The sequence below is a fragment of the Streptomyces sp. NPDC111656 genome (assembly GCF_055656965.1).
Window position 1 is genome coordinate 45,522 of record NZ_JBVKCA010000032.1, and the last position, 24,122, is coordinate 69,643.

Below are 24,122 nucleotides of genomic sequence, written 5' to 3' on the forward strand. Positions count from 1 at the left end.
TCACGGAACCATCGTGGACAGGCGCCCGAATGGCGGAGGGCTGAGCGGTGCGCTCGGCTCCTACATCGTCCGGGACAACGAAGACGAGCGGTACTACACCTTCGACTACCGGCAGATCGTGACCGAGGGGTTCCGGACCATCCGAACGGGCGAACACGTCCGCTTTCATGTCAGCGCCGAACGCCCCGACAGGGCGGAGTTCGTCATTCGCCTCGACCAGCCCGACCCAGCCGAGTACTACCGGTGACCGCCTATGGGGCTCCACTGCTCGAGAATGTCACAGGAGCGCGCCAGGAACTGACCGTCGTCCTGCCCGTGCGGCTGCGGCGCCTGCCCAACTGGCCCGAAGGCCCCTTCCCGTTCGAGCTGGGCAGCCGCCGCACCGACACCCGGACCCGGGCCACCTACTTCGCCCCCGCGTCCGCCCGCGCCCTCTACGGGGCGCCGGGACGGCCGCGTCGCTGGCACCTGCCCCTGGACGTCAAGCGTGACGGGCTGCACCTGCTTGGCATGGAGCTTCTGCACGCGGCCACCGCCCGAAATCCCGAACACGCCCTCGCCGTCTTGCACTTCAGCGTGGACAGACCGCTGCTGCCCGTCCTGCGTGCCCTGGCCGGGCGGCGGCCGGACCCCGCAAACGAACCCCTCAGCGGGCCCTTCGACCCGGCCGGGCTTCTGGCCGGCATCGCCGACGTCCGCGCCCGCGACGCACCCCTCGCCATAGCCCGGCCTTACAGCATCGCCTTCATGACCCCTACCCAGCAGCACACTCCCGCCCTCCGTGCAGGCCCCGAAGGGGCACTGAGCTCCACTGCGGACCGCTGGTTGTGGCAACTGGCGTCACGCTCCACACCCGAGGACTTCCCTCTCCCTCCGGAGACGGCCGGCGAACAGCTCAAGGACGCCGTAAGAATCTCGGCGGACTGGAGCGCCCTGGTGCTGCGCCAAGGGGCCGCCTTCCTCGGCCACCGGCCGGACACCGGTGCAGGCGACTTCTTCGAGTTCGGAGCGCTGCACTCCCGTACCGTCTATCTCGACGCCCTGCTCCTCGGCTCGCTCCAACGCGACCACATCGACGAGCTCACCGACGAACTCTCCGAGGTATTCAACTCCTCCCAGCTGGCACGCCGCGTCGCCATACTGGAGAGGAACATCGCTGTCTTCCGCAGCACCTACTGGCGACAACACCTCACCGCACACGGCGCAGCGAACGATCTGCTGCTCGCCTTCCAAAACCAGCACCGGCTCCCCACCCGCTTCAACGAGATCCTCGCCGAAGCAGCCGACTACAGCAGGCTCGTACAGACACAGGAAAGCCAGCAGATCAGCGGAGCCCTCGGCGTCCTCACCATCCTCGGCCTGCCCCTCGGCACCGCCCTCAGCATCCTGCAGGTCCTCGGCGACAACTCCCTTGCACACCTGCTCACCGCACTCGGACTGTCCATCGCCGCCACAGCGGCAGCCCTCACCACACGGTATGGACGCCTGGTCCTGTCCTCGCTGCGGGGGCGGGAATGACAAGACTTGAAACCATCAGGGATGCCACCCCTTGACGAACTAAGGCGTGTTTCGAAACTGGCCACGGCCGACTTCTGGCTGTTCGGCTCCCGCCACGAGTCCTCTCAGACCGGGGACCTGGTGTGACAGCGGCCACTTAGGATTCCCCACGTACGGCCAGCTACGGCGTCACTCTGTGCATGCACCGGACGTTGTGCCTTGCGGTCGGCCGCCGCCTCACGCCTCAGTGAAACTGGCGACGGCGGACGAAGAATCGCTCGGCTTGCGCGCATCTGATCGTGCCGAGGAAGACGGGTCTATCTGTCCTCGTCCTTGACCTCCAGTGCTCCTCGCGCCAGGCCGATGAACGAGACGTAAGCTTCCCGGAAATCCCGGTAGGCAGCGTCGTACTCGTCCCGCCGCTCGGGACTGCCGTCACCGATGAGCGCCTTGAGGAGCGGCTGCACGCGCCGTGCCATATTCCGCACATGGTCCGCGGCGGCGGAGACCGCAGGAGGACCGTCGAGCCGGACCTCATGCATGGCCCTGTTCATGTCCCCGATGGCCGGACCGATGCGCTCGTACATCTGCTTCAGGAGCCGGTCCTTGCTCTCACGATCGCGCGCCGCGTCGACTTCATCAATCTGCCACGTGATCGCTGAGAACGCGTGCGCGAAGCTCATCAACTCCCGATAGGCGGATCTGCGCCGGTCTCGCTGCTCACGAAGGGCCTCCGCCCGCGTGACTGTTCGGGCTTGGGCCTGTGCTGCACGCAAGGCCGCCCACGCGGTGATGTAGCTGGCTCCGAGTGCGGTCAGCGCGGTGAGGATGCCGACCCACAGTCCGCTGTTCGCCATGGTCGAAGAGTCTGTCAGCCAGGGGGCAAGTGAGACAGCCCGCGAGTCGATCACTGGCCGTGACCTCGGCGGCCAGATAGCTCCCCACTAACTGGCCGCCAACACTGGTGTGCACTATCGAGCAGGACTCCGGCCCAGGTCCGAGCCTGGCTCTGACGTCGTTCAGCGGCCCCTCGATATTGGCCACTTGGCCCCACCTGCCTGGAGAACGGTGCGTGACGTCTCGAAGCGGCCCCACCGCTGCTCACCTGTGGTGGTGACCACGCGGTGGGGCCACCGCGGACCGTCATCGAACACGTGTCGGCGCCAGCGATGGCCAATTCGATGGGGCCGATTGCCGACGTCGAAGCCATCCGAGCCTGTACGCGTGCGAGCCGTGCCGGGAAGCAGCGCGGGCTCATGCCGGTTGTCGAGCAGCCGCTGATTCGCTGAAGAGCGAGCACGCGCACCGGAGTTCCCACCGTCGGCCTTCTGAAGGCGAGAGCGGCGGTCGCCGTTGCACCCCCGTACCAGGCATCCGCCACCCGCCCCCTCATGGCTTGGGGCTAGTCGATTTCTCCTCTGTCGAAACCGACCTGTCCGGATTGGACGAGGCCGACGAAGGCAGTCCAGGCCGTAGCGGTGACAAGCAAGGCCGGGCCCCGCTTGTTTTTAGAGTCGCGAATACCGACCCGGCTGGCCAGGTTCGCCATCTCGACACAAGATCCCCCCTGGCTGTCGCTGTAGGAGGACTTCTTCCACATGCGTTCGGCGGCCACTTCAAGGGCCAACAGATGAGTGTTAATGGCTACTCGATCTCTCGCGCTAGTTGGTGCAGGAATCCGGCTGTCGCCGAGGGCCCCAAAGCTTCGTCGCGCATGGCGTCGAACCTCCGGTTGTACTTCCAGACCTCACTCGGCTTGTCGGTGACCGTGATGGTGCCTGGAATGTCTGACTGGGCGATCGGGTCCACTGGAGCATCGAAGTCCAGCACCGCGAAGTTGATGTCGGCGCGGAAGGTGACGAGCTTCTGCGGGAGAACCTGAATCGTCACGTTATCGAGCGCGGAGAGCCGCTTGATCTCCTCGTACTGCTCCCCCATCACGTCAGGACCGCCGATCATGCGACGCAGGGCCGACTCGTCCAGGATGACCCGCAGTGTCAGCGGGCCGTCCTCGCGGGTGATGAGTTGCTTGCGTTCCATCCGCAGGCGAACGTTGTTCTCAACGAACGCGGTCGTGGTCTCCTCCACCGGCTTCGCCGCCATGAACTGAGCGCGCGCGTAGTTCTCGGTCTGAAGGAGTCCAAAAACATACATGGGCTGCCACGTTCGCACCTCACGCGCATCCGATTCCAACCCAACGTACATCGGCATGCCGGACGGCATCGTGTCCCTGTAGGGGGTGTACGGGTCACGGCTCAGAGAGTCACGGTGCAGGGTCAGGACGCTGTCACGGTCGTCGATGTCGTCGACACCATACCGATCAAGCAACTTCTCCAGATCCTCCACGCGCGGAAGGCTGTTGTGCCCCGTCTCGACGCGGCCCAGCTTCGTGTCGCTGAAACCGAGTCCCGAAGCAGCGTCCTGGATCGTCAGGTCAGCCTTCTCACGCAGACGTCGAAGCTCCTTGCCCAGTGCCCGCCTGCGGAATGTCGGACCCCGTCGTGCTGCCACCTCTGTGTCCTCCCCGAAGCCGTGTCCACCCATGGCGCGCGCGTGTGCCGAGTGTCCCACTCCCAGTCCCCCCTTCCACAAGCCATGCAGGTGCACTGGCATATTCCAGTTTTCCTGTGTTTGCAGATTTCCTTGCAGGTTAATTCTCAGATGCAGCACGGTGGTTGTGCGCGCCGAACCGGACATCCCGTTCAGGCTCGGAGCGCATGGGACGTGACCAGCGTGGCAGCTCTCTCCTGCCGAAGCGCCCCTGCATGTGGCCCGTCGTCAATCGGCCCCTGTCAGGAGCCCCCGGCGGCCCGCACGCGCCCCCTCCGCGACGGGTACGAAAGAAGGTGCGTGGCGATGCCCACGGCAGTGCAAGTCGGGCCCTCTGGCCAGGGCGGCGGTACGAGGTGACACTCACCACGCCGGCCGGTCGCCTCGTGTCCCGCCCAACGGTGAACGGGCCCGACGTCATGACTGTGTGGTTCGAGCGGCAGAATCGGATCGCAGGCCGTCCGGTCCCGGCGCAGGATGCTCGCCGCGTTCCGCAGATGCGCCGGCTCGTGGCCGCCCGGCTGCGTCTGTGTGGATTACCTGAACTCGTTGAGCCCATGGAGCTGTTGGCAAGCGAGTTGGTCACCAACGCGCTGGAGCACGGAGACGGCCCTGGGGTGTCCCTGCTCCTCTCCTATTCAGGCGGGACTGTCCGGCTGACGGTCGACGACGGCTCGCGAGAGAGTCCCCGGCTGGGAGCGCCGGAGCTGGATGCCGAGAGCGGGCGGGGGCTGTGGATTGTTGAGTCCATCGCTTCCGAGTACGGGGGCTCCTGGGGTGTCAGCCCCGACTGCACGAAGACCTGGTGCTCTCTCACAGTGCCCGCAGCAAAGGAACCTGCCCTCTGATGGCCGCTTTGGAGTTCACGCCAGCGCAGCAGACGTCAGCGGCCGCACCGGCCATGGAGATGGGTGACTTCGCGGAGCTGGTCCGCTCGCCCAGGCATTCGCAAAGCACGGGCCCCCGCGGTATCGAGCGAGCCGCCGTCCTTCTTCCTCTTTCCATAATTCGAAGCCCCAGCGTGCCCCCGGCGCGGGCCCGGTCTGTTGGGTGTCCACCCCAGTGCGCACCCGACAGACCTCATTCCCCGACCCAGTTCCCGCAGCCGTCAGGTCTCTTCGAGGCCGCACGGGAGACAGACTGATGACGAATCACCGCACCAAGCGCGAGGTCTCAGCAAATCGCGCAGCAGTTATCGCCCAGAAGGCGACGGTCATCCGCCGCTACACCTACGAAGGCGCGTCGCTGGCGGCGCTCTGCCGTGACTACGGTGTGGGAATCGGATGGCTGCGGCGGCAGTTCGATGCCTGGGACGTACCCCGGCGCACGCGCGGACGCACTGCCCATGCAGCCGGGCAGGGGACATCTGTCGATGAGAGGGAACGGGCGGCGCTTGCGCAGCGTCTGGCGGAGCCCGGCCTGCTCGAGCAGAGCGTCGTCCTCGATCTCAGCTCAGCCCGGGTGTCCGGCGCAGGCGTGAGCCGGCTGGCGGTGCCGGTGGGCGGGGTTCGTGTGGCGGGGGAAGTGACCGTCGGGAACTGGAGCGAGGCACTGATCGTCATTCTGCAGCTGGAAGCAGATCCAGAGCGGTATCCCAAGGTCCGCCAGCGTAAGCCACTCGGCTCGCCGTGGGAGCCGAGAACCATCTGCTGGGGTGCCCCTACGCCCGTCGATGACTGGCCCGTCCGAGGCCGCATGTTCGGCTACCACGAAGCCGGGGTCATCGAATACACCGCCGCTCACGTCCAGTCGTCTGCGCCTCTCGGCCAGCGCTGACCGCACGCCTCAAGGTTCCACGGCCTTGTTGTACGCGTCAGGGGCGTGCCCCTCTACCAACGGCCCCCTTCGCCCTCGGCTCTGCTGCAAACACGTCGAACGCTAGCCATGGCCAGCCGCTTCCCAGCGGCGCGTCTCCACGGCGGCCGCTCCCGGACCCGCCTGATCGGCCCTCGGGCCGCAGAAGCCGCTCTGGCTCCCCCAGAACTAGAGCTTCAGCCTCCTGCGGTCCGACGGCTCCGCCATCCCGTTTTGAGGACACCAACCCCCATGTCCCGCTTATTTACCCCGGTTCCGCAGACGGCTGGATCCGCATCTGTGCACTCGGAGGTGCGCTGATGGTCGCCGACGTCATGGACTTGATCGTTCACTCTGCAGGACGGGACCACGAACTGCGTCTCGCCATGGAAGACCTGCAAATGGACCGCTGGCGCGCAGCGCAGCAGCTGCTTCGCAGCACCGGAACGAACTGGGCGTTACGGACGTCGCGCAGTCAGGCTCTGGCCGTGGGCGCCGCCAGGAGCCACGCCATCGAAGCATGGCGGGAAGAAGAGCCCGGCAGTGTGAGCGCGCTGATGATGTGGGCCCGAGTACTGACACAGCGGGCGCTCTACGCCTTCCGTGACGGCGTGCGCGGTGAGACGTTGCGCCGCGCGGCCTCTGTCGCAGACCAGGCGTGCAGGGCCGCGGCCAGCGCGTGGCCGGAGGATCCGGTACCGGGGGTTTGTTTCCTCGCTTTGGCGCAGACCGACGTCGATCAGTCATGGCCGCACAGCCGGCTGAACTGGTTTGTGCACAGGGACGGATTTCTGCCGCCAGGACCGTGGACCGTGCTGAACTGGGTCCACGTCCGTGATCCGTACAACCGGGAGGCTTACCACCGGGTCCTTCAGGTCCTGCAGGCCCGCGGGGCGGGTGACCTGGACTTCGCTCTGTGGGTGGCAAGCACAGCACCCGAAGGCGCTGCGGTGACGCTGCTGCCCCTGTACGCATTCGTCGAGACCTACCGGCGCTCCATCGCGCGCAGCCAGACGGCCAAAGTGATTGCCTTCTGGGCTACCGACCAGAAGGCCCACTACGCGCGGCGGGGCCTTGAGTGGTGGTTCAACGCACCTGCGCCGGGAGCGACATCAGCCGGCCAGAAGCGGCAGGCGCGCGACCCGCGCACCTACTCGCTGGCGGATCTGAACCATCTCGCACACGCCCTCAGCGCCACCGGCGTAGGAAACGCCGCAGACGTCTTCACCGCGATCGGCCCTTACGCCACCCCCGCACCGTGGGCCCACGTCACCCAGAACCCCGCGTGGTGGCAGGACGACTTCCGCTCCGCACGCAAGAGAGCCCTCAAAGACCGCAACGGTCGCCGATGAGCAGCCGGGCACCTCCGCCCTCATGCGGGCCATACCTGGCACACCACTCCGCCCCCTGCAACCAGAGGATTTCTCCGTTGTCTCCGAGAAGAGCCCGTGCACGCCTTGACGATGATGCCGCACTGCGCGCACATGGCTACCAGCCCGAACTGTCCCGCCGGATGGGAGGATTCGGCAACTTCGCAATCAGCTTCAGCGTGATCTGCATCCTGGCAGGCGGCATGACGCTGTTCGGCTACGGCATGAATACCGGCGGCCCCGCCGTCATGATCTGGGGCTGGGCCGGCATCGGCGCCATGACCTTAATTCTGGGGATGTGCCTGGCCGAGGTGACGTCCGCCTACCCCACCTCCGGCGGCCTCTACTACATGGCCCACCGTCTCGGCGGGCCCCGCTGGGCGTGGGTGACCGGCTGGCTCAACCTGCTGGGTCTGCTCGGTGCCATCGCCGGCATCGACTACGGCTGTGCCCTGTTCGTCGGCGCGTTCGCCAACCTGCAGTGGGGTCTGACGCCCACGCCGGAGACGACGATCCTGATCTTCGCGGGCATCCTGGTCCTGCACGGCGCGCTGAACGCCGCCGGGGTCCGGCTGGTCAACGTCCTCAACAGCATCTCCGTGTGGTGGCAGCTCTTCGGCGTCACTCTGATCGTCGGGACGCTCACCCTGGCCCCGGCCCAGCACCAGCCGGTGTCCTTCGTGTTCGGGCACTACAACAACGGCACCGGCTTCTCCAGCCCCGTCTACGTGGCCGCTCTCGGCTGCCTGCTGGCCGCGTACACATTCTGCGGATATGACGCCTCCTCCCACCTGTCGGAGGAGACCACTCAGGCACAGATAGCGGCGCCCCGCGGCATCGTCCGCTCGATCGCCTGGTCCTGGGCGGCCGGCTTCGTCCTCCTTGCAGGCCTGCTGTTCGCGATCCAGGACTACAACGGCACCCTCGGCACGAGCACCGGTGTTCCCCCGGCGCAGATCTTCATCGACGTCCTCGGTACCGGCATGGCCAAGGGACTGCTGGTCCTCGTGATCGTCGCACAGCTGTTCTGCGGCAACGCGGAGACCGCCGCAGCCAGCCGGATGGTGTACGCGTTCTCCCGCGACGGAGCCCTGCCGTTCTCGTCGACCTGGCGACGCGTCAGCCACCGCACCCGCACCCCCATCGCCGCGGTATGGCTGTCCGTCGGCGTCGCCCTGGTCCTGGCGCTGCCGAGCCTGTACTCGCCGACCGCGTACGCCGCCGTCACCGCGATCAACGTCATCGGGATCACCCCCGCCTACGCGATCCCCGTCTACCTTCGCCTCCGCGCAGGCCGTGCTTTCCAGCCCGGCCCGTGGCACCTCGGAGGCTGGAGCCGCCCCCTTGGGCTCCTCTCCGTGGTGTACGTGATCGTCCTGACGGTCGTGTTCTGCCTGCCACAGGCCTTCCCGATCACCGCCGAGTCGTTCAACTACGCAGGCGTCGCGCTCACCGTGGTCCTGGTCCTGGCCTGGATCACGTGGATCACCAAGGGCAAGCGCGACTACAAGGTGCCCCCGCTCGGCTCCGCTGCCCAGAACGCTGCTCTTGCCGGGGATGTGCTGTGATGACCGCCGAGATCAACGACCGTCTCACCCGTGAAAGGCTCGGCGAGCTCGTCCAGGCCCACGAGATCAACACGGTGATGCTCGGCGTCCCGGACCTGATGGGCCGCCTGAAGGGGAAGAGCTTCGACGCTCTCCACTTCCTCACGCAGCTCCCTGCCGGGTCGGAGATGTGCGCCTACATCCTGGCGTCCGACGTCAACATGACCCCGCTGGACGGCTTCGGGCTCACCGGCTGGCACGAAGGCTACGGAGACCTGAGGGTCGTCCCCGATCTGGATGCCATCCGGCGACTGAGCTACCTGCCCGGCACCGTTCTCGTCTTCGGCGACGCCCACGACCACAACGGCCACCGCATCCCGGTGGCTCCTCGGGAGATGCTGCGCCAACAGATCAAGTACCTGGCAGACCTCGGGTGGGAGGTCCGGGCGGGCATCGAGAGTGAGTTCCTGCTCTACCGCGGCAGCGCGGACCGCAGCCGCCGAGCGGGATACCGGGGCCTGAGGCCCGTGTCGCCCCACAACCTCGACTATGCCCTCGACCATCCCCCCAGCCTCTCCGCGTTCTTCGGCGCCCTCCGGGACGCGCTGCACCAGGCCGACGCACCGATCGAGGCCATCAAGACGGAAGGGGCACCGGGACAGCTCGAGGTCACGTGGCCGTACGGCGATGCGATGCGGGCCTGCGACACGTACACCGTGCACAAGCACGCCGTTCGGGCCATTGCCGCGCAGCAGCGTATGACTCCGACGTTCATGGCCGCCCCCGAGACAGGCATCGGCTCCGGCCTGCACTTCCACGTGTCCCTGTGGCGTGACAGCGAGCCCGCGTTCGAGACGGCATTCGGCGCGGATCTTCCCGAGGCCCTCGGGCAGTCCATTGCCGGACTCCTCGACGCGCTGCCCGAGATGACACCGCTGTACGCCCCCTATCCCAACTCCTACCGGCGATTCGCTCCCCACTCCTTCGCACCGACGAACTTCACGTGGGGGTACGACAACCGCACCTGTGCCGTCAGGGTCGCCGGCCGGCATAAGGACACCCGGCTGGAAGTCCGGCTTCCCGGCGCCGACGCCAACCCCTACCTCGCACTCGCCGCGGTCCTCGCGGGAATCCTCCACGGCATCACGAAACACCCGCTGCTGCCGGACCCCTGCATCGGAGACGCCTATAAGGCCGACCCGCTCCCAAGGCCGGTGCCGCGCACCCTTGACGAGGCCGTGGCCGCATTCACGGAGGGCTCGCTTGCCACGCACGCCTTCAGCCCCTCGGTGGTGCAGCACTACGCACGCGCCGCCCGAGCCGAGATCGACGCGCACCACGGCCAGGTCACGGACGTGGACCGCGCGAGGGGGTTCTTCCATGCCTGACCTCCTGACCGTGCCCGCGGCCCCGGGGACAGTGCCGCTGCCTGCGGCTGCGGAGTGGGACGCCTGGTACGCCAGGGACGCAAAGATGCGCGTGCCCATCACCGATGCGGAGATGGAACTCTTCCACCAGCACGTGGACGCGGCCCCGGGAATGCTGGCGCTCGATGCAGGATGCGGGACCGGCCACTGGTCACGTCGACTGGCTGCGACAGGCCTGGGTGTCCTGGGCATGGACGTTTCACCCACGGCCCTGGCCATGGCTCGATGGCAGGGCTCCGGACCCCACCTCATGTACGCACAGCACGACTTCGTCGCCCGGTCCATCCCGGCCAGCCTGCAGCCCGGCACATTCGACCTGATCATGTGCCGCAACACGCTGCCCTATCTGGACCGGGAACGGTTCCTCGTCGACGCCGGCCGCTGGCTGAACCCCAAGGGCCAACTCCACCTCACAGTGCCGCTCGTCGAACCAGGCGCCCCGCCCCCTCCACGATGGGCAAGGGGCCTCACCCCAGAGCAGATCCGCAACCTGGGGGCGGGCTGGAGATCGAGAACGGACTACCCACTGGACGCCAGCCACGTGTGCGTGGTCCTCAGCGGCTACGCAGACGCTCCGGCGGCATAGACCCCTGCCCGGTGGCCGACTCGTATCAACGGCCCGGCCCCGCAGAAAGACGTGCGGGCCGTCCCACCTGAGAAAGGACCTCTCTGTGGATCAGGATTCCCAGGTCAAGCTCCGCGGAAGGCTGCTGACTTCGTCGCGCCCCCTGCCAGACTTCGACGTCGAGCGCGCAGTGGGACCGTGGCTCCACCGCGGCGACGGCAGCCGGATCATGGACGGATCGAGCGGGCTTCTGTGTGCCAACGTGGGCCAGAGCAGCAGCAAGGTACTCAACCGTATCGAGCAGCAGTTTCGCACCTACTCGTTCGGTGGCCCGGCCGTCGTACAGCCCAACATCCAGATGGAGCTGATGCACCGCCTGTGCGTGGCCGTTGGACGCCCGGACGACTCAGTCGCGCTGGCCACCTGCGGGACACTCGGCGTGGAGATCGCAGTGGGCCTGGCACGGAACATCGTGCGGGTTCGCAACGGGAAGCGGCGCGGGGACATCCTGACGTCCGATTTGAGTTACCACGGCAACAGCACGTTGACCCTCGCTCTCGCAGGGAATCACGCCAGGCGACCGCGGCCGGAGGACTCGCTCGGTCTCGGCCCCGCTTTCCCGGCGCCCTACCCGCCGACGCACGGCCACGCCCACGAAGGGCATGGGTGTGATGCCTCGTGCGCCAACGAGGTGGCACGGGCAATCGACAGCAGGGGCGTGGAGAACGTCGCCGCTGTCCTGATCGAGCCCATCAACGGGACCACGGGCGGCGCCTTCGTGCCCCCGGGTGGTTACCTGCGGCGGGTGTCGGAGATCTGCCAGGAGCGGGGCGTCCTGGTCATCCACGACGAGGTCTTGACCGGGCTATGGCGCACCGGCACGCCTCTGGCAAGTCATCACTGGGACGGATGCAAGCCCGACCTGGTCATCCTGTCCAAGGGCTTGGGTGCCGGCTACGTCGGTGTGGGCGCGGTGCTGGTGTCGCCGGAGATCGCGCCGCTGCTGCGGCACAAGGACGCGGACCCGCTGCCCGCGATGGGCACCATGGCCACCCACCCGCTCCAGGCGGCGGCATGCCTTGGAGTCCTGGACGAGCTGGAATCCCTGGACTTCGGAGCCTTCACGGCTCGCGGAGAGCGTCTCGGAACGTCTCTGCGATCCCTGGCCGCCTGGGCGCCGGTGCGGGACGTCCGTGGCGTCGGCCACCTGTACGGGGTGGAGGTCACTCCGGGCCTGCTCTGGCCCTTGGTGGAGGAGTGCGAGCGGCGAGGCGTCTTCTTCTACCCGTTCACCGGAGCTGGTGACCCGCGTAGCGAGGGCCTGGTCGTCGCGCCCCCGCTGAACTCCAGCGGCGAGGACATCGACTTCCTGACCTCCGCGCTCACCGACGCGGTGGCCGCCCTCAGCTAGCCCACCCGCCGCTCCTCCTCCAAAAGGGCGGATCGTTTCGAATGAGAGATCGAGGACACGACATGCACTTTCCCGTTACGGTCATCGACCAACTCGATGAGGCGCAGCTCCGCAGGTGGCACGACTTCTACGGGGTGAACGCGGACCGGCCCCGCTTCGAAGAGGAGGGCATCTGGCGGCGCACCCAGCAAGAGGAGACCGCCTCCAACTCCGGCTGGACAGGCGAGAGTGACGCGCGACGCCGCATCGTCCACTACTGGCACCAGTACGGGCTGGTGGACACCACCGCGGCGCCATCGCTGGCCATGCAGCAGATGTATCTGTACCACTCGGTGGCGGCGCCGCAGGCCGAGATCGACGTGGCGTGGGAGGAGAACCACGCCATGCTGACCGAGGGCTGCTGGAAGCATGCCGGGCCGGGCCGGTTCGAGCTGGGTGACCTGCGCGTCCACATGATCCGCACCGAGGAACACCCTGAGGATCTGCGGGCGGGCCGCCGGCTTCCCGCGGGCTACGAGGTCATCGACACCACGTTCACCTCCGTCAACACGTACCCGCCGAGGGCAATCCGGCGCCGGCCGTGGGAGGTTCTGGCCCACGGTGTCCGGGTCAAGGACACCCCCGGGCAGCCGGTCTACGCCGACGACCTGGCGCAGCTCATGGACTTCCTGCCGTTCCAGGTCGAGGTCGGCTGTGGTGTCTCCTACGAGGCCGGGATTCCGCCGCTGCACCGGCTCCACGAGATGTACCACGTCAACGAGATAGAGGACGAGCAGCTGCGCAAGGGCTTCACGTTCGTCCTGGCGCCGGGCCGGGACCCGCTGCTCGCGGAGATGTTCCTCGACACGGAGGACAAGGTCGGCGAGCTGTCGGACATGTACCGGGCGTGCTTCAACGCCGAGGTCACCCCGGCCCTGCACGCGCTCAAGCGCATGGAGGAGGCCGGGCATATGGTCGGGCCGTTCATCACGAACAACTTCGACGCGCTCGGCGCCCGCGCCGGGTTCGAGGAGGAGTTCATGCGCCGCTACGACCAGCGGATTCCTCCGGTCACCTTCCACCCCGACGCGAAAGCCCTGGTCGTGGTCGGACTGCACGCCGACCGGCGGTGGGTGGCCAAGCGGGCCCGTGCGGCCGGTCTCAAGGTGTTCCACGTCGACCCAGAGGGATTCCCGCGCCCCGACGGGTCCTGGTTCGCGTACCCGCTGGAGGCGCCGCAGACCGGTGATGTCGTCGTACGGAAGACGGCCGCCGACGCGATCGCTGCCCTGGAGCGGCTGCTGAACCTCGACAGCGACAACGGCTGAACTGCGGGGCCGGGCAACGGCAGTAGCCTCTGAGCTTGTCCCCCGGCCCCACACGCGGGCCCCCTCCCAAGAGTGAGAGTCAAGGATGCGCATTTCAGTAATCGGCTGTGGCCACCTCGGCATCCCGCACGCGGCGGCGATGGCCGAACTGGGCCACGAGGTCATCGGCGTGGATGTCGATCAGGCCAAGGTCGACCGGCTCAACGCGGGCGAGTGCCCCATCTTCGAGATCGGGCTTCCCGAGCTGCTCGCCCGCCACACCGAGAGCGGGCGCCTGCGGTTCACCACCGACCTCCGCGAGGCTGCCACCTTCGCCGAGCTGCACTTCATCGGCGTCGGTACCCCCATCGACGCCGACGGCCGCTCCTACGACACCGGACAGGTCTACGGCGCCATCCGTCAACTCGCCCCCCATCTCAACCGCCCGTGCACGATCGTCGGGAAGTCCACCGTCACCGTCGGTACCACCCGCCGGGTCACCGCCCTCGCCCAGAGCCTGGCCCCCGCTGGCGAACACGTCGACGTCGTGTGGAACCCGGAGTTCCTCCGCGAGGGGCACGCGGTCGAAGACACCCTCCGTCCGGACCGCCTCATCGCCGGACTCACCACCGCCTCGGCGGAGAAGGCGATCCGCGACGTCTACGCCCCGATCTTGGATGCCGGTGTCCCCCTCTTCGTCACCGACCCGCAGACCGCCGAACTCGCCAAGGGCGCCGCGAACACCTTCCTCGGCTTGAAGATTTCGTACATCAACGCCGTCGCCGACATGTGCGATGCTGCCGACGCCGACATCTCCCAGATCGTGGACATCCTCGGCATCGACCCCCGCATCGGTTCCGGCGGCATGAGGCCCGGCATCGGCTACGGCGGCGGCTGCCTCCCCAAAGACGTCCGCGCATTCACCGCCTCCGCCGGGCAACTGGGCGCCGCCGCGGCAGCCACCCTCCTGCGCGCCGCCGAGAACATCAACGAAGCTCGCACCGGCGTTGCCATGGACCTCATCACCCGCGCCTTGGGCGACCGGCCTATGCAGGGCGCCCGGGTGACCGTGTGGGGTGCCGCGTTCAAGCCCGGCACCAACGACGTCCGCGAGTCTCCGGCTCTCGCCCTGGCCCACGCACTCCAGGAGGCCGGAGGCGTCGTCACGGTCCACGACCCGCAGGCCGTCGCCACCGCCATGATCCGCAACCCCGAGCTCGACTACTCCGACGACCTGCCCGCCTCGCTCGACGGCGCCGATGTCGTCGTGCTGGCCACAGAGTGGCCCGAGTACCAGCAGGCAGACCCCCACACCCTCGTGGACCGGCCCGGGACGCCCCTGCTCGTGGACTGCCGCACCACTCTCAACGCCGAGCCCTGGCGCGCGGCCGGCTGGACCATCCACCAGCTCGGACGTCCCGGAAAGTAGCGGCTCCGGACACCGGTTGGGTGGGCCACCTTCGCCCTGTACGACTTCTCACCTGCCACACCGGGCAGCCGGTGATCGTCGGATAGCACTCCTCCGGCATGCGCCGAAGCGGATGGGGCACCGTCAAGGGTGCCCCGTCTCGATCCAGCAGGCGCCGGGGTCGAGCAGCGTGGCATCGACACCGAGAGTGTCCGCCAGGTCGGTTCCCGCCGCGGCGGAGGTCGCGTCGAGTCCGTCCCGCTGGAAGCCGGCTTACGATCCAGAGCGCAGTCCCAGAACACTGTGCTCCACCAGACCCGAGGGAAGATCACTCTTTCCCGAAGCCCTGGCAGTCAACTCAACAAGGCCAGCTCGGAGTTCGGCGGCGGGCTCGCCAAGGACGATCGCACTGATGATCAGCTCCATCATCAGACAGTCGTACTCGTCGCCCATGCTCCGATAGCGCTCCCCATCGGCCTCCAACACGGCAGAGGCGATCCTCCTCCCACGACCAGCCGCGGGGGCAAAGGACACCTCATAGACGCCGTGACCGGTCCAACTCCGGTGCATCAAAAGGACATCGCCTTCAACGAAGACGTTCCACTTCTCATCCATGTCCCGGGCTCGATATCCGCGCCGGATCCGGTCCCAGTCCTCGTCAGTCCATACACGATCCGGCAACTGAGACACCGGCCGGGGCGTGCTGATCGGGTGGAGGCGCCGGAACGACTCTCGGGTGAGCGTGGCGTCGGCAGTCATGACGTGATCCTATGGAAGCACCACTCCAACAGGACAGCGGATTACGTCTGATCGGGGGCCCGGCACCGGCAAGTCGCACCTGCTGATCGGGCTGGGCACCGCGGCCGCCATGGCCGGTTACCGAGTCCGCTACACCACCGCAGCAGCCTTGGTGAACGAGCTGGTCGAGGCGGCAGACGACAGCAGCTGGGCAAGATCGTCGCCCGCTACGGACGCGTCGACCGTCTCGAAATCGACGAGCTCGGCTACCTCGAGCTGGACCGCCGCGGCGCGGAAATGTTCGAGAGGTTCTACAACGAGCACAGTCCGCACCAGGAACTCGCCAACGCCCGCCCCCTCCAACCGCTGCCCGCCCCGAGCCGTCGCGGCCCAGTGTCCGGGGCCCTTCGGCAGCCAGGTCCAGGGCGAACTGCCTGCCCACACCATTACTGACGATGTAGTAGCCCAGGGCGTTGAACCGCTCCTCCAGCAAAAGATCGACGAGCTTGGCCGCGACGAAGTAGTGCTTGTCGATCACATACACCGAGGCACGATCATGCAGGGGCCCGCCACGCACTCGACGTGATCATCCAGTGCGACCTGTGGCGGCGTCTGCACCAGACGAGAGCCCTGGTCAGTCACTACCGCCGACGCGGCGACCCCCTGCCAGCCGACCTCCGCGACTGGGCCCGGCCCCATGCCACCCGCTCACTTCAAGATCTCCGGCTGTAGTACCTGGCAGGGCTTCAGATTTGCCGCGCCTGACTCATCGCCGAAGCGCGTCCAATTCCTGAGACGCTGATTGCAAGACCTCGGAGAGCTTCCGACGCTCTTCCTCAGCCGCACCGAGCGCCCGCCCCAATGCTTCATATCGAGTTCGATATGAGTTCCATGCCTCGTAAACCTTGGCCGTGATCTCCTCCAGGACAGCGGCCCGCACCAATAGCTCGCTGGCGTTGAGCGCCGCTTTACCCTCGGCCTCGATCCACGAATTGAATGCCGCATAGCGCGACAACACATCCCCTACCAGGCGCATCGAAGCATTTCCGACGATTTCACTGGATATCATCGAAATCACCAGATTGTACATCCATACGGGAGTAGGTTTTCTCACTTCCGCGGGCGGGTCCCATTCCGGGACCTTCGGAAGCCACTCCCATCCTTCAGGCGTGCCCATCACTCACCCGTCATCCGTGTTTTCTGATCAGCCAGCCAGTGGCGGCAATAGTACTGTCGATAGGAATATCTGTTACCCCACCAGCGCGTAGAACCTTCGCACAGTACGTGACGCAACTATTCTTGGCGAGGTCATACGCCTTGAGGTTCGCACCCATTGTCACTTCCTGGTACGCGAGGGCCAAGTTTGCGTTGGGAAGTCGAATTTTCACGGCGATAGTGGTGGCACTGTGCCCTTCGGTCCTGATCGCACCGGTTGTTGAGTCGCCCACAATCACTTGCTCACTGTGCAACGATTCCCCACCGTCCACATCCACCTTGATGGTGGCGTGACCCTCCGCCCGGTCCAAATAGACCGTGGCAGTTCCTTCCCCGCAGTTGTGAACGAGTACCGGCGTAGCCCCCGCCAGCACATAGTACGTGTGGAGGGTGCCGACGGTGAGGTCGTAGGTGGTCTGGTGCTGGTGGAAGCTGTGGGCCTGGGCCACCGTGACGGTGGTGCCGTCCGTGGTGCGGAGTTTGGTGCCGGGGGTTAGGTCGTGGGCGTTGGTCCAGCGGTGGTGGGTGACGTCCCAGAAGGGGTGGTGCCAGGTCGTTGTGAGGGGCTGCCGGGCAGGCGCGTCAGCCTTTGCCTTCTGCGGTGGTCCACGGACCGGGGCCGTGTCCAGAGTGAGGGTGGTGAAGTCCTTGTCCGTCGTGGTGACGATGACGTTCTGGACCGGTTCCGGTGCCGTGACGCCGGTCTGCGGGTCGGTGGCCAGGACCGTGTCGCCGACCTTGACGTTGCTAATCGGTTTGGATGAGCCGTCGGCGAGGCGGACGGCTGTGCTGGGTATGAAGCTGTGCGTTGCGCAGCTGGCTGCTTCGGCTCCCGCTCCCTCCGCCTTCTCCGCTTCCACGACCATGTGTTCGGCCTTGACGGCGTCCTCAGCGACCTTGGCGGCTTCTTCCGCGTCCTTGACCACGGTGTAGGCACGGTCCAGGGCGCGCCAGACCTTGAAGGCTTCGACGCCGACCTTGATGGCCTTGAAGATCTTGCCCCAGGGGACGGCTGTCAGGGCGGTGTTGACGCAGCCCATGACGTCGCCCTTGGTGAAGCAGTTGTAGGCGTCGGTGAGGCCGATGACGTCCGCGACCAGGCTGAGCAGGCGGTGTTTAAAGCCGGACGCCTGTCTCTTCGCGGCGGCCGCCGCCGCGTCCGCGGTGGCTTTCTGCCGCTCCAGTGCGCGTTCCTCTGCCTGCGCGTGGGCCGTGCTGTTGCTGACGTCGGCCTTTTGCCGGGCGGCGTTTGCTTTGGTGTTGGTGGGTGTGCTGCCCGAGCCCGCGTAGTCGGTCAGCGCCGGCGAGTGGGGGTCCATGTCGGTGGGTGTGCGGTTGAGGCAGCTGGGGCAGTTGCGGGTCGGGCAGTCGACGTCCGCGCAGGCGCCGGTGGGGTCGGAGCCGGTGACCGGGGTGTCGTCGGCGTAGTCGTAGGCGTTCCAGGACTGCGGGGCGCCGGGGGCAAGGATGGGGTCGGGGCTGAGGAATCGGCCGATGGAGGGGTCGTATTCGCGAGCGCCGAGGTTGGTCAGACCGGTGTTGTCGTCCTGGGTGCCGCCGACGTACCCGCGTTGCCCTCCGGTCCAGGTGCCGGTCTGGTCGCGGGTTTCGCCGAAGGGTTTGTACTGGCGGCGGGTGACCTGCTGGGTCTGGGAGTCGATGGCCAGGGTGCCGGTGCCCTGGCGGTCGGGGATGAGGTAGGTGAAGTGGCCGTCGGAGGAGTGAGTGGCCACGGTCTCGCCGGCGAGGGAGATGTAGCGGACGCCGTCGGCGCTCGTGGCGTCCTTCTTGAGGGTGATCTCCTCGTCACCGGCGTAGAGGGTGGTGGCGTCGGGGCTGTGGCGGAGCAGCAGGCTGCCGTCGGCGTCGTAGAGGTACTTCGTGTCGCCGCTGGAGCCGGTCGAGGCCAGTTCGGACAGGTTGCCCTCGTCGTCGTAGGTGAGGGTGTCGGTGCCTGCGCGGGTGGTGCGTGTCTGGACGTTGCCGGTGTCGTCGTAGGTGTAGCGGTTGGTGGTGTTGGCGGCCGGGTCTCCCGGTGTGACCTTGTCGACCTTGTCCACGGCGTGTGCCGGGTGGCCCTTGCCCGTCGTTGTGAAGGGTGTGTATGTGGCCGTCGTGTCGTGGGTGGTGTCGCCTGACGGGTCGTGGTCCACCTGCGTGGCCCGGGCGCCCGTGGCGTCGTAACTCCAGGACTGCCAGTACGGGGAGGGGCCGCCCACGGTGGTGGAGGTGCCGGGGGCGGGGGTGGCCGCGCAGTCGTCGGCGGCCGTCCACGCGGTCTTCAGGCGCTGAGCCCAGTCGTAGTTGAAGCACTGGGTGTCACTCGTGCCGGTCTCCAGCTTGTCGGTGATCTTCGTGACGTTGCCGGACGGCTGGTAGGCGTAGCTGGTCTTGTCGGCGATCGCAGCGCCGGACTGGGTGATGGTGGTGGAGTCGGTCAGGCGGTGGGTCTGGTCGTCGTAGTTGAGGGTCTGCTGGGCGAAGTTGCCGGAGGTGCCGTAGGTGTACTGGTAGGGCTCGTCGAACTCGGTGTAGCTGAGCTTGTTGACGTATGCCCAGCTGTTGACGTCGCCGCCTACAGCAGTGGGGCGGTTGAAGGCGTCGTAGCTGTAGGAGACGGTCTCCTGCGGCAGTTTGACTGTGGCGGGCACGGCGTCGGTGTACGAGGAGAGCGTGCCGGTGAGGTTGTAGCTGTTCTGGGTGGTGTACGTGCCGGCAAGCGCGCCCTCGGCCGCCGGGATCACGAGCTGGGTGGCCTGCGGCCAGCCGTGGCTGTCGTAACCGGCGACTTTCTCGGTGTAGGCCGTGCCGCTGGTGCCGCCCACGTAGCGGGTGGAGGAGGTGGGCTTGCCCTTCTTCAGCGTGTCGTACGTCCAGGCGGCCAGCTCGTTGCCGGCCGCGGGCGCCACGTTGCCCGTGGTGTCGTACTCGGCCTTCTTGCGGCCCATTTCGTCGTACTGATAGCTGATCGTCTTGTTGCGGGCGTCGGTCGCGGTCAGCAGCTGCCCGGCGTTGTCGTAGGTGGAGCTGGAGGAGCCGGTGTCGGGGTCTGTCTGGGAGGTGCGGCGCCCGAGGAGGTCGTAGCTGCTGGACCAGGTGTGTCCCTGGCCGTCGTCCTGGCCTATCTGGTGGTCTGCCGCGTCGTAGGCATAGGTGACGGTGTCTGCGGCGCCCGACGGTGTGGTGCCGTGGTAGCGCAGCAGTTTGACCGTCTGGCCGCGGGCGTTGGTGTAGGTGGTGGTGGGGGTGGCGCCGTCGGGCGGGGTGACGTCGACGCGGTCGGAGCCGGGGTAGGCGGTGGTGGTGCGCCAGGTCTCGGAGGCGAACGTGTAGGCGATCTGGGCGCTCACCCGGCCCGCACCGTCGTAGACCGTGCCGGTCTGGGACGGGGTCTTGTTGTCGGCGGCGTCCACCAGCGTGCCCGAGGGGGCGCCGGTGTTGTAGTACGCGTCGGAGGCGCTGACCGGCCAGCCGTGGGAGTCGTAGACGGTGTCGGTGATGGTGCGGCCGCCGTCCACGGTGGCCGTCTGTGTCTCGCGCGGGCGCAGCAGCGCGTCGTAGATCGCGATGGAGGTGCGGTAGGCGTTGTTGTCGTTGAGGGTCTGGGTGGTGACCGTCGACGGAGCCTTGGGGTTGAGGTCGTAGCTGAATTTGGTGTTGGGGTTGTTGTCGGTGGGGAAGCCCGGGTTCCAGACGGCGGTGAGCCGGCCGAGGGGGTCGTAGGTGCTGGTGGTGGAGTATCCGGCCGCGTCGGTGGTCTTGAGGTCCAGGCCGCGGGCCGGGTCGAGCGTGGTCGTGGTGGTGAAGCCGGCGGTCTGGCCGGTGACCTTCGGCTGGGTGACCTTGATGGAGGTCGGGGTGGCACCGGTGGTGGGGGTGTAGACGGTCGTGGTGACGTGGTTGTCGGCGTCGGTCTCGGTGAGTTCGCGGCCGTAGGTGTCGTAGGTGTTCTTCAGCGCGGTGATGTAGTGCGCGGTTCCGTCGGCGGCGACGGAGTCGGCCTTCTGCACCATCGTCACATCGCCCTTGGTGGGCGTGGCGGTGTTGTCGGTGGAGTTGTCGAAGAACGTCAGGTCGTCGCTGAGCAGGTCATCGGGGTAGGTCGGAGTGTCGGAGCATTTGACGGCGACTTCCTGGACGCGGCGCGGTGTCGGCAGCAGGTTGCCGGTGGCGTCGGTGGCGTACCAGGTGCGGGTGCACTTGTCGTCCTTGGAGGTCGAGACGTCACCCTGGTCGTCCATGGCTTTGGGCAGGCCGGTGGCGTCGTCGAGGGTGTAGTCGATCTCGCTGGTGCGCGTGGTGCCGTCCGCTTTGGTGGTGGTGGTGCGGGCCCGCTTGATGTTGGTGCGGTGTGCGAGGAGCGGCTCCAGGCCCGCCTTCGTGCGTGCCTGGGTGGCGGTTGCCGCGGAGCTCCAGGGGTCGGTGACGCTGTCCGACAGGAGGGCGCCGCCGTCACCGTTGAAGGACTCCGTCTCGAAGGTCTGGCCGGCCAGCCAGTCGGAGTCCTTCTGCGAGTCGTCGCCCGCGCGGTCGTTGAGGGGGACGGTGCGGGTGCCGGTGGAGGTCTTGTCGCCGTCCATGCCGCGGAAGAACGTCTGCCGGGACAGTGTGATCTTCGCGGGGGATGTGCCGGTGCGGGTCTCGACCTGGCCGTAGCCGCGCCACTGGTTCCAGGTGCGGTATTTGGCCTGGGTCAGCGGGTCGTCGCTGAAGTGCCAGGCCGGATCGCCGACGTACGTGTAGGAGGTCTGGACGGGAAGGCCGCCGCCCGTCGGGTCCTGCTCCGTCACCGAGTTGACGAGGAACTTGTTGAACCAGTCCAGCTGTGGTGACGTCTGGCCCGGCGGTGTCCAGTACTGCGGGTAGCAGCGGTAGGTGTTGCTGTCTGCGCTGGAAGGCAGCACCTGGGTGCCCGCGCGGTGACACTGCGGCCCGGTGTAGTTGACCGTGATCGCTTCGCCGGACTCGGTGGCGATGGTGGTCAGCCGGTAGCGGGTGATCGGCTGATAGCCGTCCAGTCCGTCGACCCGGTTGGCCAGCGCCTGGCCGGCGAACTTCACCGGCGGCAGGTCCAGGCTGCCGCCGTCCTTGCCGGTGTGCACGATCTGGCTCAGCCACAGCGACGGGGTGGTGGTGTCCCCGGTCGCCAGGAAGGCGTGGGTCAGCGACCAGGCGTCCACGTTCTGGTAGCCGGTGCCGACCAGGACCTGGGTGCGGATACCCGTCAGGCGCTGGGTGGTGAAGAACGCCGAACCGTGGTTGTTGCAGGTGCCCGAGGACGCGCACACCTGGTCGACGGGGACGTCCGGCCAGTGCGAGGCGTTGGCCGTCGTCATCTTGGACGACGCGCAGTCGAAGCTGGAGTCGGCCAGGCAGCGCTCGGAGGTGTCGAAGAACACCTGGGCGGCGGCCTGGGCGGTGCTGTCGTAGACCTTCCCCGCCAGCTGCCCGTACTGGATCTTGGAGAGGTAGCCACCGCGGGTGTACGGGGTCGGCGTGGTGGCGTTGTCGCGGCCGTAGTAGCCGGTCTCCGGGGTGTACCAGTAGCTGACGGCGTTGGCGTGCGGGTCGACGACGTAGTCGAGGTTCCACCGGTAGCCCTGCTGGCACCAGGAGGCGGCGAACGTGGAGGCGTGGCACGGCTCGGTGGTGTCGTTGCCGTACACGGGCGTGGTGAACACCGAGTTGGTGGTCGCGTTGCCCGATGCCCAGCCGGGCAGCCGGTTCAGGCCGAAGTAGTACTTCGTGCCGTCGGCGGTGGTGACGATGAAGTACTCGTTGTCGTTGTCGCCGTTGACCGTGTCGGTCTTGACCTCGATCTTCTCGCCGTTGTCGCCCTGCGGGTGCCAGGTGTTCGTGGCGTCGTCGTGGACGAGCGTGTTGGACGAGCCGTTCAGCGAAAGAGTGAGGGTGTCGGCCGCGTCCGACCAGCAGGCGTCGGAGGTCTTGGGACTGCCGCCCGCGGTGTCGTCCGAGCAGGAGGCGTAGCTGCGCTCGACGAAGCCGGGCGAGTAGTCCCAGCCGTCGCCGATCCAGGAGGACTGGGAGTTCGTCGATGAGGTGCGCCCGTCCACGCTCTGCGAGCTGTAGTCCAGGGACACGCTCGGGGCCAGACCGCCGGGGACGTCGGGCACGGAGATGGGATACGAGTAGCTGAAGGCTCCGCTCGAACTGCCCGCCGACCACTGGCCGGACGGGGCCAGGGAGGACGCTGCGTAGCTGCCGCCGCCACCCGAGGCGGCCGCCACCGCCGCCAGCACCATCGGCTCGGCTTTGGCGCCCTGATGTGCTGTGGTGTGGGTGGACAACGCGACATCGGCCGAGACCGTCTGTGCCTTGACATCGTTGGCGGAGGCCAGCGGGGTCTGCTGGCGGCAGGCGGCGGCGTGCGGAGTGGTCAGAGCACAGGCCGGGAGCCGCACCAGGCGCAGCCGCCCGGCCCAGTCGCCGCCGTAGGCGTCCTTGAACGCCGCATAGTCCAGGCCCACTTGGGCACTGCCGCCCGGAGTGCCGCTGTCCGGCTGCACGGTGAAGACCACACCGCGTACACCGAGTTGCTGCGCGGCACTCTGGCCCGGCAGCGTCACGTGCACACCGGTCCCGGTGTGAGCCCGGTGTGAGCCCTTGGCCGCGCCGATGGACACCGGAAGGCCGACGGCCCGCTTGGCGGCAGCGCCGTGCGCGGGTACCGCCAGGTCGGCCATGGCCGCCGTGGGCCAGGTCTTGTGTGCGTGGGCGGCACTCCAACGGGCCATGTGCGGCACCTTCGCCGCCCTGCCCCTGACCGGCGACACCGGTACCGGTTTTTCCTTCTTCGCCTTGACGAGGTAATCCGGGCGATGCCCGGCGGCCACCGCTTCCACAGGCGTGAGGAGCCCTACGAGCAGGCCGAGCGCGGTGACTGCGACGATCCATAAAGCAGGAGCCCTGCGTATCCGCATGCTCTTTCTGTAAATCTGCCAACGCGAATTCCGACGCACTCCGGACCCCCCAATTCCAGCACAGCTGTCGGGGAAATATTTGATCAGTTCGAAGCCGCGTTCCACAGGCCCTTCACATGCTCAAAAGGTATAGAGATCGTCATCGAACACTCCAGACTCACCCAAGAGACGCCAGAAAATACATCAACTCACCCATGAATCAGCGCTATTGATCAAGAAACGCAACCAACTGGCGCTTCACACAACAAAGTTGCACACATCGCCTTCACCGCCTGAGGATCCAAAACCAGACCCCTTTTCATGGGCAGTTGTCGCCTTGATGCGATTACCGGTAGCCTCCCTGGCGCCCAATGGCGCTTTTCCACTCGGACTC

The 24,122-nt window shown here is 67.2% G+C and carries 17 protein-coding genes and 1 pseudogene; 12 read left to right on the plus strand and 6 right to left on the minus strand.

Features of this window, described 5'->3' with window-relative positions:
• The first annotated feature begins 13 nt into the window (after positions 1-13).
• Entirely contained in the window at positions 14-247 is a 234-nt protein-coding gene (locus ACZ7M3_RS47840; RefSeq protein ID WP_472072396.1) for a hypothetical protein, read from the plus strand.
• Complete coding sequence (locus tag ACZ7M3_RS47845; RefSeq protein ID WP_472072398.1) at positions 244-1,518, plus strand: hypothetical protein; 1,275 nt, start codon at positions 244-246, stop codon at positions 1,516-1,518. The genes ACZ7M3_RS47840 and ACZ7M3_RS47845 overlap by 4 nt, the downstream gene beginning before the upstream one ends.
• A gap of 296 nt (positions 1,519-1,814) precedes the next feature.
• Here ACZ7M3_RS47845 and ACZ7M3_RS47850 read toward each other — a convergent pair whose 3' ends face one another.
• The 3 genes from ACZ7M3_RS47850 to ACZ7M3_RS47860 all read right to left on the minus strand — a co-directional run bounded on the left by ACZ7M3_RS47850 (position 1,815) and on the right by ACZ7M3_RS47860 (position 4,194).
• On the minus strand, positions 1,815-2,354 hold the full coding sequence (locus ACZ7M3_RS47850; protein WP_355312555.1) for a hypothetical protein: 540 nt from the start codon (positions 2,352-2,354) through the stop codon (positions 1,815-1,817).
• Between the two features lie 545 nt (positions 2,355-2,899).
• The gene (locus tag ACZ7M3_RS47855; protein ID WP_472072400.1) at positions 2,900-3,124 is read right to left on the minus strand and encodes a DUF397 domain-containing protein; all 225 of its coding nucleotides are present in this window, start codon (positions 3,122-3,124) and stop codon (positions 2,900-2,902) included.
• 17 nt (positions 3,125-3,141) lie between these two features.
• The gene (locus ACZ7M3_RS47860; protein WP_472072402.1) at positions 3,142-4,194 is read right to left on the minus strand and encodes a helix-turn-helix domain-containing protein; all 1,053 of its coding nucleotides are present in this window, start codon (positions 4,192-4,194) and stop codon (positions 3,142-3,144) included.
• A 272-nt stretch (positions 4,195-4,466) separates the two neighbouring features.
• On the opposite strand from ACZ7M3_RS47860, the gene ACZ7M3_RS47865 reads away from it, so the two are divergent.
• The 9 genes from ACZ7M3_RS47865 (at position 4,467) to ACZ7M3_RS47905 (ending at position 14,876) form a co-directional block, all read left to right on the plus strand.
• On the plus strand, positions 4,467-4,895 hold the full coding sequence (locus ACZ7M3_RS47865) for an ATP-binding protein (protein WP_472072462.1): 429 nt from the start codon (positions 4,467-4,469) through the stop codon (positions 4,893-4,895).
• A 295-nt stretch (positions 4,896-5,190) separates the two neighbouring features.
• Positions 5,191-5,823 (plus strand): DUF6302 family protein, encoded by a 633-nt coding sequence (locus tag ACZ7M3_RS47870; protein ID WP_472072404.1) that lies wholly within the window; start codon positions 5,191-5,193, stop codon positions 5,821-5,823.
• A 338-nt stretch (positions 5,824-6,161) separates the two neighbouring features.
• Positions 6,162-7,193, plus strand: coding sequence for a hypothetical protein (locus ACZ7M3_RS47875; protein ID WP_472072406.1), 1,032 nt, complete (start codon positions 6,162-6,164; stop codon positions 7,191-7,193).
• 161 nt (positions 7,194-7,354) lie between these two features.
• Positions 7,355-8,779 (plus strand): amino acid permease, encoded by a 1,425-nt coding sequence (locus ACZ7M3_RS47880; protein ID WP_472072464.1) that lies wholly within the window; start codon positions 7,355-7,357, stop codon positions 8,777-8,779.
• On the plus strand, positions 8,779-10,146 hold the full coding sequence (locus tag ACZ7M3_RS47885) for a glutamine synthetase family protein (protein ID WP_472072408.1): 1,368 nt from the start codon (positions 8,779-8,781) through the stop codon (positions 10,144-10,146). Before ACZ7M3_RS47880 ends, ACZ7M3_RS47885 begins: the two co-directional genes overlap by 1 nt.
• On the plus strand, positions 10,139-10,771 hold the full coding sequence (locus ACZ7M3_RS47890; protein ID WP_472072410.1) for a class I SAM-dependent methyltransferase: 633 nt from the start codon (positions 10,139-10,141) through the stop codon (positions 10,769-10,771). Before ACZ7M3_RS47885 ends, ACZ7M3_RS47890 begins: the two co-directional genes overlap by 8 nt.
• An 85-nt stretch (positions 10,772-10,856) precedes the next feature.
• Positions 10,857-12,161 (plus strand): aminotransferase class III-fold pyridoxal phosphate-dependent enzyme, encoded by a 1,305-nt coding sequence (locus ACZ7M3_RS47895; RefSeq protein WP_472072412.1) that lies wholly within the window; start codon positions 10,857-10,859, stop codon positions 12,159-12,161.
• Between the two features lie 62 nt (positions 12,162-12,223).
• Entirely contained in the window at positions 12,224-13,468 is a 1,245-nt protein-coding gene (locus ACZ7M3_RS47900) for a hypothetical protein (protein WP_472072414.1), read from the plus strand.
• A gap of 85 nt (positions 13,469-13,553) precedes the next feature.
• Positions 13,554-14,876 (plus strand): UDP-glucose dehydrogenase family protein, encoded by a 1,323-nt coding sequence (locus tag ACZ7M3_RS47905; RefSeq protein WP_472072416.1) that lies wholly within the window; start codon positions 13,554-13,556, stop codon positions 14,874-14,876.
• Between the two features lie 252 nt (positions 14,877-15,128).
• On the opposite strand, the gene ACZ7M3_RS47910 is transcribed toward ACZ7M3_RS47905, so the two are convergent.
• Positions 15,129-15,614: a hypothetical protein gene (locus ACZ7M3_RS47910; protein ID WP_472072418.1), complete on the minus strand. Its 486-nt coding sequence runs from the start codon at positions 15,612-15,614 to the stop codon at positions 15,129-15,131.
• Between the two features lie 61 nt (positions 15,615-15,675).
• On the opposite strand from ACZ7M3_RS47910, the pseudogene ACZ7M3_RS47915 reads away from it, so the two are divergent.
• Positions 15,676-15,944, plus strand: a pseudogene (locus ACZ7M3_RS47915) (ATP-binding protein); the annotation flags it as partial.
• A 415-nt stretch (positions 15,945-16,359) separates the two neighbouring features.
• On the opposite strand, the gene ACZ7M3_RS47920 reads toward ACZ7M3_RS47915, so the two are convergent.
• Together ACZ7M3_RS47920 and ACZ7M3_RS47925 are read right to left on the minus strand one after the other, a co-directional pair.
• The gene (locus tag ACZ7M3_RS47920; protein WP_472072420.1) at positions 16,360-16,683 is read right to left on the minus strand and encodes a hypothetical protein; all 324 of its coding nucleotides are present in this window, start codon (positions 16,681-16,683) and stop codon (positions 16,360-16,362) included.
• 97 nt (positions 16,684-16,780) lie between these two features.
• Positions 16,781-23,749, minus strand: coding sequence for an RHS repeat-associated core domain-containing protein (locus tag ACZ7M3_RS47925; RefSeq protein ID WP_472072422.1), 6,969 nt, complete (start codon positions 23,747-23,749; stop codon positions 16,781-16,783).
• Between the last annotated feature and the right edge of the window lie 373 nt (positions 23,750-24,122).